This window comes from Cohnella lubricantis (assembly GCF_014212015.1).
Classification (GTDB): domain Bacteria; phylum Bacillota; class Bacilli; order Paenibacillales; family Paenibacillaceae; genus Cohnella; species Cohnella lubricantis.
This window is the reverse complement of sequence record NZ_JACJVN010000055.1, coordinates 110,254-124,310: the sequence shown is the minus strand read 5'-3', so window position 1 is coordinate 124,310 and position 14,057 is coordinate 110,254. Positions and strand designations below refer to the sequence as shown.

Annotated in this window: 15 protein-coding genes; 12 read left to right on the top strand and 3 right to left on the bottom strand. The window is 56.5% G+C overall.

Annotation, left to right across the window (positions count from 1 at the left end; all coding sequences use genetic code 11):
* Window positions 1-257 precede the first annotated feature (257 nt).
* The 3 genes from infC to rplT are packed head-to-tail and all read left to right on the top strand — an operon-like array spanning window position 258 to window position 1,440.
* On the top strand, window positions 258-809 hold the full coding sequence (infC, locus tag H4Q31_RS14240; protein WP_311771735.1) for a translation initiation factor IF-3: 552 nt from the start codon (window positions 258-260) through the stop codon (window positions 807-809).
* 18 nt (window positions 810-827) lie between these two features.
* Window positions 828-1,028, top strand: a complete 201-nt coding sequence (gene rpmI, locus H4Q31_RS14235) for a 50S ribosomal protein L35 (RefSeq protein ID WP_185179727.1) — start codon at window positions 828-830, stop codon at window positions 1,026-1,028.
* Window positions 1,029-1,080: 52 nt separating this feature from the next.
* Window positions 1,081-1,440, top strand: a complete 360-nt coding sequence (gene rplT / locus H4Q31_RS14230; protein WP_185140050.1) for a 50S ribosomal protein L20 — start codon at window positions 1,081-1,083, stop codon at window positions 1,438-1,440.
* Window positions 1,441-1,867: 427 nt separating this feature from the next.
* Here rplT and H4Q31_RS14225 read toward each other — a convergent pair whose 3' ends face one another.
* A complete protein-coding gene (locus tag H4Q31_RS14225) occupies window positions 1,868-2,725 on the bottom strand; it encodes a transposase (RefSeq protein ID WP_185179726.1) in 858 nt (285 codons plus the stop codon).
* A gap of 406 nt (window positions 2,726-3,131) precedes the next feature.
* Between H4Q31_RS14225 and H4Q31_RS14220 the strand changes: the two genes are divergently transcribed.
* Window positions 3,132-3,419: a 50S ribosomal protein L33 gene (locus H4Q31_RS14220; protein WP_185179725.1), complete on the top strand. Its 288-nt coding sequence runs from the start codon at window positions 3,132-3,134 to the stop codon at window positions 3,417-3,419.
* Between the two features lie 153 nt (window positions 3,420-3,572).
* Here the strand turns inward: H4Q31_RS14220 and H4Q31_RS14215 are convergent, their stop codons facing one another.
* Entirely contained in the window at window positions 3,573-4,052 is a 480-nt protein-coding gene (locus H4Q31_RS14215; protein WP_185179724.1) for a GNAT family N-acetyltransferase, read from the bottom strand.
* 579 nt (window positions 4,053-4,631) lie between these two features.
* Here H4Q31_RS14215 and ilvB point away from each other — a divergent pair.
* Entirely contained in the window at window positions 4,632-6,383 is a 1,752-nt protein-coding gene (ilvB, locus tag H4Q31_RS14210; RefSeq protein ID WP_185179723.1) for a biosynthetic-type acetolactate synthase large subunit, read from the top strand.
* Window positions 6,380-6,865, top strand: a complete 486-nt coding sequence (ilvN, locus tag H4Q31_RS14205; protein WP_185179722.1) for an acetolactate synthase small subunit — start codon at window positions 6,380-6,382, stop codon at window positions 6,863-6,865. Before ilvB ends, ilvN begins: the two co-directional genes overlap by 4 nt.
* Here the strand turns inward: ilvN and H4Q31_RS14200 are convergent.
* A complete protein-coding gene (locus H4Q31_RS14200; RefSeq protein ID WP_185179721.1) occupies window positions 6,862-7,137 on the bottom strand; it encodes a hypothetical protein in 276 nt (91 codons plus the stop codon). The genes ilvN and H4Q31_RS14200 overlap by 4 nt on opposite strands.
* On the opposite strand from H4Q31_RS14200, the gene ilvC reads away from it, so the two are divergent.
* The 6 genes from ilvC to H4Q31_RS14170 all read left to right on the top strand — a co-directional run bounded on the left by ilvC (window position 7,117) and on the right by H4Q31_RS14170 (window position 13,954).
* Window positions 7,117-8,109 carry a ketol-acid reductoisomerase gene (gene ilvC / locus H4Q31_RS14195; protein ID WP_185179720.1) on the top strand — a complete coding sequence of 331 codons (993 nt, stop codon included), beginning with the start codon at window positions 7,117-7,119 and terminating at the stop codon, window positions 8,107-8,109. The genes H4Q31_RS14200 and ilvC overlap by 21 nt on opposite strands.
* Window positions 8,110-8,272: 163 nt before the next feature.
* The gene (locus tag H4Q31_RS14190) at window positions 8,273-9,826 is read left to right on the top strand and encodes a 2-isopropylmalate synthase (protein ID WP_185179719.1); all 1,554 of its coding nucleotides are present in this window, start codon (window positions 8,273-8,275) and stop codon (window positions 9,824-9,826) included.
* A 114-nt stretch (window positions 9,827-9,940) separates the two neighbouring features.
* Window positions 9,941-11,134, top strand: a complete 1,194-nt coding sequence (locus H4Q31_RS14185) for an aminotransferase-like domain-containing protein (protein WP_185179718.1) — start codon at window positions 9,941-9,943, stop codon at window positions 11,132-11,134.
* Window positions 11,135-11,569: 435 nt separating this feature from the next.
* Window positions 11,570-12,649, top strand: a complete 1,080-nt coding sequence (gene leuB, locus H4Q31_RS14180; RefSeq protein WP_185179717.1) for a 3-isopropylmalate dehydrogenase — start codon at window positions 11,570-11,572, stop codon at window positions 12,647-12,649.
* Window positions 12,650-12,787: 138 nt separating this feature from the next.
* The gene (locus H4Q31_RS14175; RefSeq protein WP_185179716.1) at window positions 12,788-13,336 is read left to right on the top strand and encodes a peroxiredoxin; all 549 of its coding nucleotides are present in this window, start codon (window positions 12,788-12,790) and stop codon (window positions 13,334-13,336) included.
* A 192-nt stretch (window positions 13,337-13,528) separates the two neighbouring features.
* On the top strand, window positions 13,529-13,954 hold the full coding sequence (locus H4Q31_RS14170) for a hypothetical protein (protein WP_185179715.1): 426 nt from the start codon (window positions 13,529-13,531) through the stop codon (window positions 13,952-13,954).
* Window positions 13,955-14,057: the final 103 nt, after the last annotated feature.

Sequence of the window (14,057 nt, the reverse complement as noted above, 5' to 3'; positions counted from 1 at the left end):
GGGTAGCCTCCTATCCGATTTTGGCTGGAACGGATATTGACACGTCCATGGCGTCATGCTATAGTAGTCGGGTGACTGCTTAAATCAGCACGCGCAAGAAGAAGCGCCCGCTTCTCACCTGTCCGGCAATACGGCCGGCTGGTACAGCGTAGCCGACGTACCGGGCAGCGACGGGAGTGACGCCCGCCGCAAGCCTCCGAATCACGTTTGCGACGGATGCGGGTCTTCTCAAGAGGACCACGCATTTTTTTGTTTGTGTGGAAAGGCAACTCAGTCCCTTTTGGAGGTGGAACATTATCAGCAAGGATCATCAAATCAACGAGGAAATCCGGGCGAAGGAAGTTCGTCTCGTTGGACCTAACGGAGAGCAGATCGGCATTACGCCGTTCCGCGAAGCGATGCAGATGGCGATCGATGCGAACATGGACTTGGTGAACGTAGCGCCGCAGGCGAAGCCGCCCGTGTGCCGCATCATGGACTACGGCAAATTCCGTTATGAGCAGCAGAAGAAAGAGAAGGAAGCCCGGAAGAATCAGAAGATCGTCGACCTGAAGGAAGTCTGGTTCCGTTCGAATATCGAGGAACACGACTACCAAGTGAAATTTCGCAACGTCGTGAAGTTTCTGAGCGAAGGCGACAAAGTCAAATGTTCCGTGCGCTTCCGCGGTCGTGAGATTGCCCATGCCAACATCGGCCTGAAGATTCTCGAACGCGTAGCGAAGGAAGTCGGCGACATCTGCGTCGTCGAGCGCGTTCCGAAGCTGGAAGGCCGCAGCATGATCATGATTTTGGCTCCTAAGAGCCACTGATGACAGGAGGAAAAACAGATGCCTAAGATGAAAACGCACAGCAGCCTGAAAGACCGTTTCAAGATTACGGGCACGGGCAAAGTGAAACGCTACAAAGCGTACCGCAACCACTTGCTGTCCCACAAGTCCGCACGTCAGAAGCGCGTTCTCGCTACTCAGCCTAACATGGCTCAAGGCGACGTTCGTCGTCTGCAACAGCAACTCGCTAACCTGAAATAATCGATATCTCGATCGCTTAGGCGTTCGATACATTCCCGGGAGGTAATGAGCAATGGCAAGAGTCAAAGGCGGATTCGTAACGCGCCGCCGTCGCAATAGAGTCCTGAAACTCGCAAAAGGTTACTGGGGCGCGAAACACCGCCTCTTTAAGAAAGCTAACGAGCAAGTAATGAAGTCCTTGATGTACGCATACCGCGACCGTCGCCAGACGAAGCGCAATTTCCGCAAGTTGTGGATCGTGCGTATCAACGCGGCTGCTCGTCAGAACGGCTTGTCCTACAGCAAGCTGATGCATGGCCTGAAGCTGGCTGGCATCGAAGTGAACCGCAAGATCCTGGCCGACCTGGCTGTGAACGACATCGCTGCGTTCAACACGCTGGCCGGTACCGCCAAAGAGAAAATCAACGCCTAATCCGCGTTGTTCCCAGAACCGCCGACTGCTCCTTCACCGGAGCGGCCGGCGGTTTTTTCGCGTGCCAATCGCCCATCTCACTGCCGTAGAACTTCGGCTTGATTAGCGGCCATCTCTAGAGGGCTATTCTGTTGTCAATGGTTATTGACGTGCTCTCAGTCTGCGCCCTCTCCCACTACCTCACTACAGGGTTAAAAGTCGTTTTTAGGCTTATCCCGATACCTCAGCAGGCTCCAAAATCGTTTTTAGGCTTATCCCGATACCTCAGATACCTCAGCAGGGGGCAAATCGTTCCCGGGCTTATCCCTATAGCTCAGGAATAAGCGGCAGAGATCAAGAAATAGATTGTCCATCAATATTATGGTCGTTAATCGGATGGAACAAAAACCAGTTGGCGCTATTGTCTGAATAAGAACTTCTGAGCCTGTTAGCTGGCTGTTAGAATGAGTTGTCGATAGGGGATGGCGGGACGAATCGCGCATTGATGCAGCAAGTCTGTGAAGGATGGTTCCTCCTGCGAGTCGAACTGATGCCGATAGCAGTATTCATCCAAGTAGGATTTGAGGTGCTTTGGACCAATGCCGAAGTAGATGCGGTTCATCCAGCGATTGGCATCCAGGCTGAAGCGGAACAGAGGTTTATGCCGAGCGATGTGATGGAGGCCGGCGGTGGCCGTAATATCAGCATCTGCTGCAATATGACGATGGATAAATTGGTGAAAAGCTTCTTTGGTCACGAGTCCTCTAAACAAATGTCCAGCGGCTACTCCCTCCATGCGGACGTGATTCATCCTGCCGTCCTCTGCGATTGAAGCGGCTGCGATCATTGGGCGGTGAACAGCCCACGTGTGAAATCGCTCTGTGATGCCGTAACGCGACTCCAACAGCCGAACGTCGCCGGTTAGCGGGGTCTCGGCAATGAGTTGTTTGATGGCGTGACGAATTTTGTGCGCGATCAGCCAAGCGGTCTTGTAGGTGACCTTAATGGAATGAGAGAGCTGCATAGCTGTAGCTCCATGAGATAGCAAATAAATAGCTTGAAACCATTTGACAAGGGAAGTCTTACTCTTCTCCATGACGGTGCGGGTGGTCAATGAAGCTTGGTGGCGGCACTTGCGGCATTCGTAAAGCGGGAGCCGGCGGGTACGGATCACCGATGCTTCATTATGCCCGCAGACCGGACAGTGATAGCCGTAGGGCCACTTCTCCCGATATATTTTCTCAGCGCAGGATTCTTCTGTGGCATAATGCCGGCAGTAATCGTCGAACGACAAATGGACTTCCATGTAATCCATCCTCCCAAACACCCATGGAAACACATGTTCTCATAGGAATGATACCAAACAAATGTTCTCATATCAAAATTAAATTAGTCAAAAATATTCGTTCCAGTTGGCTGGCTGCTAACGTGCTGACTCACGGGGATAAGCCTAAAAAAGACGGCAAAATAGAAGCTTAAAACGGTGGGCTGAGGTGTGGGGATAAGCCTAAAAACGTCGGGGAAAAGGAAATTGGCGGCTGCGGAGGATCGGAGCGGCGAACGCTGTGAGTACGCCCTTTTACCGCTGGACGGGCAGGGGTACAAGACGAGGCTTAGGGCTATTCATACAGTGAAGGACAACAGGAACAACGTCCGGAGCGGCCCTCTGCCGGCTTCGCAGTACGTGTCCTTTGCGGAAAGGAGGGGTTGAATTGTCCCGCATAACTCGAGAGCAAGCCCTCAAATTCGTCGGCAAACAGGTCTATGCGCTGCGCAAAGACGGCACGCAGGTTAGCGGCAGACTTGTGCGCGTAAGCGGCAGCCGGTTGGTGCTGTCGCAGCAGAAGGGCCGCAAAGCGAGTACGAAGGCGATCCTTCCGCTTGCGCTATTCGACGTGCTCGCTATTGGAACCGCGCCATTCGCATACGGCGGTTACGGGCCGTGGGGCTATGGCGGTTACGGAGGCTACGGCTGGGGTGGAGGCTTTGGCTGGTGGTAAGCAAAGCCGGCTGAGCTTGTCTTGACAGTGATGGGATGAACAAGAGCCGGGCGAAGCTGCCCGGCTCCTTTAGCTGTCAGCCTCTGCTCGAAGATTTCGACACGCTGACAAGCGAGTTGGCAGCCGATTGTCAGGCAGGCGCGGAATCATCCGCTAGCTTCCGCCGAAGATGGGCCATTCGCCGAGCGGATGAACGATAGCTTTCTCCATACGGTAACAACGGAGCTCTTTCACATATTGGGTCGTCTCGTATCCAATACGCTTGTAGAATCTCTGTCCACGGTAGTTGCCTTCATCGACATATAGATAAGCGATCCTGCAGCTATGGGCCCGTCCAAATTCCTCCGCGCGCTGCATCAGCTGGGTGCCCCAATGTCGATTCTGCTGGTTGGGGTCTACGGCTAATAAATCAATGAAGAGCGAGGAATCCTGAACGATAAGGTGCAGGAAGCCGATAGGTTCCCCGAAGCGGTTCTTGACGGCGACAAGGGTATTGCCAACTCGCAGGCGCTCCTTGATCTCGTCATACAGCCTGCCATCCCGGGGGTGCTGCCATGGCGAGAGAGGCACCAACTGCGTACGGACGAGCCTTACGATGCCGCGCATATCTTGCGGGCGTTTCCATCGGATCACGGCTTCACCTCCAACAGCAGCTCGAAAGAACAGGGCTGATGGTATAAGGTATGAGCGCTCGAAACGCGATGTTCTCCGCCGTTTCCCCTCGACAATTGACTTGCCGCGTCAGCGCGGTAAATTATCAAAATTGTTTTGTCCATTGCGTATTGACGGATGCATTGGCGAAGCATATAATGGAGTCTAAATCGACCGAACATTCAAACGGCTATGAAGAGGAAGAAGCGGGAGGGCTCTTGAGCTCAGAGAGCGTCGGATTTGCTGAGACCGATGCCTTAATCCCTGTACGCTGGGTCTCCTTGGAGCTGTTTGCCTGAAGCACATCCGATCGGGGTGTGTTGTAGGGTGGAACGGAATGACGCACGTTATCGCGTCCGAGGTATGAAGTCCGGCGCTTGAGCGCTCAAGCCGGCCGGCCATACTTTACGAGACCGCCATCGCGAGGTGGACGGTGAATCCGGGTGGTACCGCGGAAGGAACAGCCTTTCGTCCCAGAACGTCAATTGATGTTCGGGACGAAGGGCTTTTTTGATTTTAAACAAGCGATTACGATTGAACATTCTGGAAGGAGGATGACGGATGAGCGCGCAAAGTGCCACGCTGAAGTCCAAGGAAGAACTGATCGAGAAATGGAGCAAACCGGAAGTCATTACGGGGTCGGAGATGCTGCTTCGCAGCCTGTTGCTGGAGGGTGTTGATTGCGTCTTCGGTTATCCGGGCGGCGCGGTACTATATATTTACGACGCAATGTATGGATTCTCCGACTTTAACCATTTGCTTACCCGCCACGAGCAGGGAGCGATTCACGCCGCAGACGGCTATGCCCGCAGCACGGGTAAGGTTGGGGTCTGCATCGCAACCTCAGGACCGGGGGCGACGAACCTCGTTACCGGTATCGCGACGGCATATATGGATTCGGTGCCGCTTGTCGTCATCACAGGAAACGTCATCTCCTCGCTCATCGGAACCGACGCCTTCCAGGAGGCCGATATCGTCGGCATTACGATGCCGATTACGAAGCACAGCTACATGGTGCGCGACGTCTCCGACCTGCCGCGCGTGATTCATGAAGCGTTCCATATCGCGAATACAGGCCGCAAAGGTCCGGTGCTGATCGATATTCCGAAGGACGTATCGGCAGCCAAAGCGCTGTTCGAGCCGGTCAAGGAAGAGCTGCAGCTTCGCGGGTACAACCCGACGGTCCAACCGAACCGCAATCAAGTGGACAAAATGATCCGAGCGATCGAACAAGCCGAGCGTCCGATTCTGCTCGTCGGCGGCGGTGCGATCTACTCCGGAGCGCACGAGGAGCTGCACGAATTCGTCACGAAGACAGGGATTCCGATCACGACGACGCTGCTCGGACTCGGCGCATTCCCGACAGGGCACGAACTGCACATGGGCTTCCCGGGCATGCACGGGACGTGGACCGCGAATACGGCGATCCAGAACGCGGATCTGCTGATCAACATCGGCGCTCGCTTCGACGACCGCGTGACGGGCAAGCTTAAGGGCTTCGCGCCGAAGGCGAAGATCGTCCACGTCGACATCGACCCGGCCGAGATCGGCAAGAACGTGCCGACCGACATTCCGATCGTCGGCGATGTCAAGGCAGTGCTGCAGGTTGCGAATTCGATGGCCAAACGCGCGGACAAGGCGGACGCATGGCGCGCCCAGATCCAGGAGTGGAAGGCGAGCAAGCCGTTCAGCTTCAAGGATTCCGAGACGGAGCTGAAGCCGCAATGGGTCGTCTCGATGATTCACGAGACGACGAAGGGCGACGCCATCGTCACGACGGACGTCGGCCAGCATCAGATGTGGGCTGCGCAATACTATCCTTTCAACAAACCGCGCTCGTTCGTCACCTCCGGCGGCCTCGGCACGATGGGCTTCGGCTTCCCGTCGGCGATCGGCGCCCAGATGGGCAATCCGGACCGCACGGTCGTCTCGATTAACGGCGACGGCGGCATGCAGATGTGCGCCCAGGAACTCGCCATCTGCGCGATCAACAACATTCCGGTTAAGGTAGCGATCCTGAACAACCAAGTGCTAGGCATGGTCCGCCAGTGGCAGGAGCTGATTCACGAGAATCGCTACAGCCATATCGACCTTGCCGGCAGCCCGGACTTCGTCAAGCTGGCGGAGGCTTACGGCGTGAAGGGCTTCCGCGCGACGAACAAGGAAGAAGCGCGCCGAGCTTGGGAAGAGGCGCTTAATCATCCGGGACCTGCGGTCGTCGAATTCGTCGTCCGCAAGGAAGAGAACGTATATCCGATGGTGACGCAGGGCAGCACGATCGATCAAATGCTCATGGGAGATGACGACGAATGAACCGCAAACATACCATTGCTATTCTCGTGAACGACCAGCCGGGCGTTCTGCAGCGGGTGTCGGGGTTGTTCGGACGCAGAGGCTTCAATATCGAGAGCATTACGGTCGGAGCCTCCGAGGAACCCGGATTGTCCCGCATGGTGATCGTGTCTACCGGCGACGAGCACACGCTGGAGCAGATTCAGAAGCAGCTGTACAAGATCATTGACGTCATCAAAGTTATTGACGTTGGTTCGAATCCGATGGTCGCCCGGGAGCTCGGCCTGATCAAGGTCGGCGCTGAGCCCTCGGCCCGGCCGGAGATTCTCGGCATCGTCGAGACGTTCCGCGCTGCCGTCGTCGATATCGGCCCGAACAGCATGATTGTTCAAGTCGTCGGCGATTCCGAGAAGATCGATGCGATGATTGAGCTGCTCAAGCCGTACGGCATTCGCGAGATGACGCGCACCGGCATCACCGCGATGAACCGCGGATCTCGCTAAGCGCGAGACAAGCTCAGCACCTTTTTTTTTAAAAAAGAGTCAAACTGTCTCATCTTCACCTGATCCGCTTCCCGCTGGAGCGGGTGTTCGAGGGGAGAAACGCGAGGAATTGCCCCGGGCAAGGCTTGTCCAGCGGCTTCGCCGCAGGCGCAGGTGCGTGCCTGAGCTTTCGCGCCGCTTCTCTCTTGGGACGCCCGTTCCATGAGGGTTGCCACATAAATGGTTTTATTCATGAAGGAGGACACATTGAAATGGCAGTGAAATTGTTCCATGAGAAAGACGCCGACCTCGGCGCGTTGAAGGGCAAGACGATCGCAGTAATCGGCTATGGCAGCCAAGGGCATGCGCAAGCGCAGAACCTGCGCGACAGCGGCCTGCAAGTCATCATCGGCCTCCGCGAAGGCAAATCCGCTGAAGCAGCCCGCAACGACGGCTTCGAAGTGCTGAATGTCGCCGACGCAACACGCAAGGCAGACGTCGTGCAGATCCTCATGCCGGACGAGACCCAAGCGGCCGTCTACAAGAACGAGATCGAGCCGAACCTGAAGAAGGGCGCCGCACTCATGTTCTCTCACGGTTTCAATGTCCACTTCGGCCAGATCGTTGCGCCGGCTGACGCCGACGTTCTGCTCGTCGCTCCGAAGTCGCCGGGCCACATGGTTCGCCGTACGTACGTCGAAGGCTTCGGCGTTCCGGGCCTGATCGCGGTTCACCAGAACGGCACGGGCAAGGCGTTTGAGATCGGCATGGCTTATGCGAAGGGCATCGGCTGCACCCGCGCGGGAGTTATCGAGACCTCCTTCCGCGAAGAGACCGAGACCGACCTGTTCGGCGAGCAAGCCGTTCTGTGCGGCGGCGCCAGCGCGCTTGTCAAAGCGGGCTTCGAGACGCTCGTTGAAGCCGGCTACGCGCCGGAGATGGCTTACTTCGAGTGCTTGCACGAGCTGAAGCTGATCGTCGACCTGATGTACGAAGGCGGTCTGGCGGCGATGCGCAGCTCGATCTCCAATACGGCCGAGTACGGCGATTATGTCACCGGTCCTCGCATCGTCACCGACGAGACGAAGAAAGCGATGAAGGCTGTCCTGGCGGACATTCAAGCTGGACGCTTCGCTCGCGACTTCATCCTCGAGAACCAATCCGGCCGCGCGTTCTTGACGGCAACCCGCCGCAATGAAGCCGAGCATCCGATCGAGCAGGTCGGCGCACAGCTTCGCGGCTTGATGCACTGGATCAACAAGTAAGATCAAGATCGGCACCGGCTGTCCCGGGGGCAGGCTCCTGCCTTTGGGGCAGCTTTTCCTTTTCGACCTTACAATAGGGTTCGAGGGGCTTGCCGAAATTGAATTGTGCTATAATTTAGAGAAATCTTAATCGTCGCTACAGGAGGTGCGGGTCAACCCTATCATGAGGAAAATATATGTATTTGACACAACGCTTCGCGATGGCGAGCAGTCCCCCGGCGTCAACTTGAACACCCAGGAGAAAGTGGAGATCGCTCTTCAGCTCGAGAAGCTTGGCGTCGACCGGATCGAGGCGGGCTTCCCCGCTGCGTCTCCCGGCGATCTGGCTGCCGTCAATGCGGTAGCCCGCGCCGTGAAGAACGCCTCGGTCATGGGGCTTGCCCGTTCCGTGGAGAAGGATATCGATGCGGTCTACGAAGCGCTTAAGGGCGCGGAAGATCCGGCGATTCACATCTTCCTCGCGACTTCGCCGATCCACCGCAAGCACAAGCTGCGGATGGAGAAGGAGCAGGTGCTCGAGACGGCGCAGCGGGCGATCCGTTACGCGAAGAAGCACTTCGCCAAGGTCGAGTTCTCGGCGGAAGACGCCGGACGGACGGAGCTTGACTTCCTCTGCCAAGTGACGGAGCTCGCTGTGCGTGAAGGCGTCACAGTCGTCAACATCCCGGATACGGTCGGTTATATGAATCCGCAGGAATTCGGGAACATATTCAAGACGCTTAAGGAGACAGTGCCTGGTATTGAGCGAATCCAGCTGTCTGCCCATTGCCACGACGACCTCGGCATGGCGACGGCGAACTCGCTGGCGGCCATCCTGAACGGCGCCGATCAGGTGGAAGGCACGATCAACGGCATCGGCGAGCGGGCCGGCAATACCGCGCTTGAGGAAGTGGCGCTCGCGCTCGCGACCCGCGCAGACTTCTTCGGAGCGCAGACGACACTCAACCTGAAGGAGATCGCCAAGACGAGCCGCCTCGTCAGCCGCCTGACCGGCATGGTCGTGCCCGGCAACAAGGCGATCGTCGGAGCGAATGCGTTCGCGCATGAGTCCGGCATCCATCAGGACGGCGTGCTGAAGGAGAAGACGACCTACGAGATCATCTCGCCGGACACGATCGGCCTCAAGGACAGCAAGCTGGTACTCGGCAAGCACTCCGGCCGCCATGCGTTCCGCGAGAAGCTCGTCGATCTCGGCTTCGAGAACTTGACCGAAGAACAGCTGAACGCTGCATTCGGCAAGTTCAAGGACTTGGCCGACCGCAAGAAGGAAGTCAGCAACGAGGACATTATTGCGCTGCTGGAAGAGAAGCTGGTTGAGATCCCGGAAGTATTCGCTCTCGAACAGTTGATCGTATCATTCGACAGCCATGCTACGCCGACCGCGAAGGTCCGGCTGAAGACGCCGCAGGGCGTCGTGGAGACGACATCGGAAGGCAACGGTTCTGTCGACGCGATCTACCAAGCGATCGGTTCGCTGGCGCAGGTGGAAGCAATTCTCGACGACTATATGATCAAGTCGGTCTCGGACGGCACGGACGCGCTGGGCGAAGTGCATGTCGTGCTCATGAAGGGCGACGTCAGCGCACAAGGCCGCGGCATCAGCACGGACATTCTCGAAGCGAGCGCACGCGCTTATGTCGATGCCTTGAACAGGCTCTCCGACAAGCGCAACGCGCCGCGCAGCCGCAAAGACCGCGACAACGTCACGCTGGTGTAGCGCAGCAATTGTTAACGACAGGCAAGCAATAGAACCGCCGCCCCATTGGACGACGGCAATATCATTGCGGGGCCGTATTTAGCAAGGCTTCGCATAAGAAATGGGGAACTGCGAATGAAATACCGTTTTTCCGCTAGAATGGGAAGCTTCTCTTCGTCGGCGGTTCGAGACATTCTGAAGCTCACGCAAGGCAATTCCATCGTCTCCTTCGCCGGAGGACTGCCCGCCGAGGAGCACTTCCCCGTCAAGGCGATCTCCGAAGCGTTCCAAGGCGTGATGGAGCAAGGCAAGAAGGCGCTGCAATACGGATTGACGGAAGGATTCCTGCCGCTCCGCGAAGCGCTCTGCAAACGAATGGCCGCGAAAGGGATGAACGTCACGCCGGACAACATGCTGATCGCGACCGGCTCGCAGCAAGTCATCGATCTGCTGACCCGAGTCATTATTGATCCGGGCGATGTCATTCTGGTCGAGCGTCCCACTTACTTATCCGCCCTGCAAGTATTCCAATCCTACGGAGCGGTGCTTGTCTCGGTGAACGGCGACAGCGATGGCATTGACCTGGATGATCTAAAGGCAAAGCTGGCGCAATATAAGCCGAAAATGCTCTACGTCATCCCGACGTTCTCGAATCCGACGGGCAAGGTGTGGAGCGAGGAACGCCGCCGGGGAACGCTGGAGCTGTGCCGCAATACGGATACGCTCATTCTCGAGGACGACCCGTACGGCGAATTAAAGTTCGGCGACGCATCGAAGAGCTATCCGTCGTTGTTCTCGTTGGATCAGCATCCGGAAGGCTCCTGCGTCGTCTACACGAGCACCTTCTCCAAGACGGTCGCGCCAGGGCTGCGCACCGGCTGGGCGCTCGGCGACTCGGAAGTGATCCGCCAGCTCGCCCGTACGAAGCAAGCGGCCGACCTGCAGTCCAGCTCGCTGGACCAGCAGACGCTGCATTACTTGCTGGAGCACTTCGACCTGGATGGCCATATCTCCCGCATTCGCACGGAGTACGAATCGCGCATGCGCGTGATGGCCGATCTGCTGAAGCAGCACGATTGGCGCGGCGCCAAGTGGGAAGAGCCGAAGGGCGGCATGTTCTTCTGGGTGGAACTGCCGGAGGAAGTGAATACCGCTGAACTGCTCAAGACTGCAGTCGAGCTTGGCGTGGCGTTCGTGCCGGGCTTCACGTTCTTCGCCGACAATCCGCAGATGAACGCGATGCGGCTGAACTTCTCGTACAATGACGCCGCGGTAACCGCGACCGGCATGGAGCGCCTCAACAAGGCGTTGTCCGGCGTATTGGTGTAGCGCGAGAGGCAGAGGCGATAATAGACCGTTCATCTGGGCCAATGCGGCCCGGGTGAACGGTTTTTTTTGTGAAGCTTAGGGGGGATGGGCTTGGCAGATGTATTTTTGACACATTTAGAGGCTTATCCCTTCTGCTCAGCGCAGGGTCGTGTTCGGGGTTATGTTCAGGGGGGCTGGCATGATGTGTCCCGGCGACTGATTGCTGACGTATGGGGATAGGCCTATAAATGTCGTAAAAAGAGGTGTTGCCGCAAGGAAGGCTTTAAAATGAGGGGGGGGGATTGGAAAGATTAGGTGTGAAGGTTCACCGCGCAGAGTCTCTAATAGTTTGAATCTATAAAAACGATAGCTTTTATCTATTTTGCCAATGGGGCGATCTGTGCTACAACTGATATAGTGCTTGATTGGACAATTGATAACGGGAGTGAATGCGAAATGGCAGAGGTAAAGAAAATCGCCGTCATCGCCGGCGACGGAATCGGCCCTGAAGTGGTGGGCGAAGCGATCAAAGTATTGAGAAAGACGGAAGAGCTATTCGGCTACAAATTTGAGTTGGAGCACGGCTTGTTCGGCGGTATTGCAATTGATGAGAAAGGAACGCCGCTGCCGCAGGAGACGCTTGACATGTGCAAACGCGCGGATGCGGTTCTGCTCGGCGCGGTCGGCGGACCGAAGTGGGACAACAATCCGAAGGAGCTTCGCCCGGAGACCGGCCTGCTCGGCATCCGCAAAGCGCTCGGACTGTTCTCCAACATCCGCCCGGCGGTCGTGTTCGACTGCTTGAAGGATGCCTCGACGCTCAAGCCTGAAGTGCTGGAAGGCACCGACCTGATCGTTGTCCGCGAGCTGACGGGCGGGATCTACTTCGGTGAGAAGTTCCGCCGCGAAGGCGCGAACGGCCAAGAAGCAGTCGACACTTGCGTCTACAACGTGCAAGAAGTCGAGCGCATCGTGCGCCAGGCGTTTGAGATCGCGCAGAAGCGCAGCAAGAAGCTGGCTTCCGTCGACAAAGCGAACGTGCTCGAGACGAGCCGCCTGTGGCGCGAGACGGTTAACCGCATCGCACCGGAATATCCGGACGTCGAGTTGGAGCATGTGCTCGTCGACAACTGTGCGATGCAGTTGCTCCGCCGTCCTTCGAGCTTCGATGTGATCGTCACCGAGAACATGTTCGGCGACATTCTGAGCGACGAAGCCGCTATGCTGACCGGTTCGATCGGCATGCTATCGTCCGCTTCGCTCGGCGAAGGCAGCTTCGGCCTATATGAGCCGGTTCACGGCTCCGCGCCTGATATTGCAGGTCAAGGCATCGCCAACCCAATTGCGACGATTCTGTCGGTGGCGCTTATGTTCCAGCTCACTTTTGGCTATGCTGAAGCAGGGCAAGTCATCGAAGAGGCGGTTAAGAGCGTGCTTGACGCAGGGCACCGTACCGGCGATATTGCAGTCGATAAGAGCAAGGCGATCGGCACTTCCGCGATGGGCGACCTGATCGTTGCCGCTATGAGCCGTTAATTAACGAAACTTCTTATTTAGAATCACTATAAATAACTACTGATTCTATATTGATTTTCGTTCTCAGTAGTGGTAGGATTCTAAATGAGACAATCGTCCCGGCTACATAATGGTCGGCATTACAGGGGGTAATCTTTAATGGCAGAACGTTTGGTGGGCCGTCCGGCTCCGGATTTCACGCTTGAAACAGCGCTTGGCGACGGCACTGGCTTTGGCAAGGCATCTTTGTCCGACTACAAAGGCAAGTGGCTCGTATTCTTCTTCTATCCGCTCGACTTTACCTTTGTATGCCCGACGGAGATCACTGCTCTCTCCGATGCGGCAGAACAATTCAAGGCGCTCGACACCGAGATTCTCGGTTGCAGCGTAGATAGCATTCACAGCCACCGTGCTTGGATCAACACGCCGAAGAACGACAACGGCCTCGGCAAGCTGAACTTCCCAATCGCCGCTGACATCACAAAGAAGACGGCGAAGGATTACGGCGTCCTGATCGAAGAAGAAGGCGTCGCTCTGCGCGGCCTGTTCATCATCGATCCGGAAGGTGAACTCAAATATCAAGTCGTTAACCATAACGACGTCGGCCGCAGTGTGGAAGAGACCCTGCGCGTGCTTCAAGCGCTGCAATCCGGCGGTCTGTGCCCGATGAACTGGAAGCCGGGCGACAAGACGCTGACGGCGAAGTAAGATTCTTAAGGATCTTCTCAAGCTCCAGTATAGGCGCATGCTTAGGCATGCGTCTTTGCTTTTTCCGCCGAAATGCGTCAAAATCATCGGGAAAGGGCAAAACATATTCGGCAGGAATTCCGTTTAAGTTAAGAGAATATAGTGAATAGCACGGATCGTTCGAAGACGTTCTTGTTCGAGGAGGGGAAGACGATGAGTTTCTGCTGCGGAGCCAGCATGATCGGAACGAAGGGAACGTTGACGCATTACCGTACGCGCATCCATAACGTGCCGATACTGTTCTGCCCGGTATGCCATCGCGTGGAAGTCCATTATCTGGTAGAGAACGAATACGAGATATTAGCGGAGTATGCTCATGGCGACGGAGCCTCGGATGTCGACTTCCACGATTACGTTGACGAATCGGACAAAGCGTTAAGCGAGAATTGCGTGAATCACGAGGAAGAAGATCCGGCGGCTATCGTGCAGAATCAGATCGACATGGCGCTTGATCTATTGTCGTTCGCCAAGCAGCTCGGCGACGGGGAATGGGAGCAGCAATTGAAGAGGCGGCTCGGCGTATTAGCTGGGCGTAAGCATAAGCTGCGGCTCAAGCGGATGTCCGGCGGACCCTATTAGCCGTCTATCCTCCTAGACCTTGCTGAAGCAGAACACGATCCGACCGAGGACGAATAGCCCCTTCTTGCAGGGGCTTTATTTTTTTGGGACGACCCCCTCATAT

What these genes read in the sequence shown, in the direction of transcription:
- rpmI (WP_185179727.1), top strand. Translation starts at nt 828, where the DNA reads ATGCCTAAGATGAAAACGCACAGCAGCCTGAAAGACCGTTTCAAGATT.
- rplT (WP_185140050.1), top strand. Translation starts at nt 1,081, where the DNA reads ATGGCAAGAGTCAAAGGCGGATTCGTAACGCGCCGCCGTCGCAATAGA.
- H4Q31_RS14225 (WP_185179726.1), bottom strand. Translation starts at nt 2,725, where the DNA reads ATGGAAGTCCATTTGTCGTTCGACGATTACTGCCGGCATTATGCCACA.
- ilvB (WP_185179723.1), top strand. Translation starts at nt 4,632, where the DNA reads ATGAGCGCGCAAAGTGCCACGCTGAAGTCCAAGGAAGAACTGATCGAG.
- ilvN (WP_185179722.1), top strand. Translation starts at nt 6,380, where the DNA reads ATGAACCGCAAACATACCATTGCTATTCTCGTGAACGACCAGCCGGGC.
- ilvC (WP_185179720.1), top strand. Translation starts at nt 7,117, where the DNA reads ATGGCAGTGAAATTGTTCCATGAGAAAGACGCCGACCTCGGCGCGTTG.
- H4Q31_RS14200 (WP_185179721.1), bottom strand. Translation starts at nt 7,137, where the DNA reads ATGGAACAATTTCACTGCCATTTCAATGTGTCCTCCTTCATGAATAAA.
- H4Q31_RS14190 (WP_185179719.1), top strand. Translation starts at nt 8,273, where the DNA reads ATGAGGAAAATATATGTATTTGACACAACGCTTCGCGATGGCGAGCAG.
- H4Q31_RS14185 (WP_185179718.1), top strand. Translation starts at nt 9,941, where the DNA reads ATGAAATACCGTTTTTCCGCTAGAATGGGAAGCTTCTCTTCGTCGGCG.
- leuB (WP_185179717.1), top strand. Translation starts at nt 11,570, where the DNA reads ATGGCAGAGGTAAAGAAAATCGCCGTCATCGCCGGCGACGGAATCGGC.
- H4Q31_RS14175 (WP_185179716.1), top strand. Translation starts at nt 12,788, where the DNA reads ATGGCAGAACGTTTGGTGGGCCGTCCGGCTCCGGATTTCACGCTTGAA.
- H4Q31_RS14170 (WP_185179715.1), top strand. Translation starts at nt 13,529, where the DNA reads ATGAGTTTCTGCTGCGGAGCCAGCATGATCGGAACGAAGGGAACGTTG.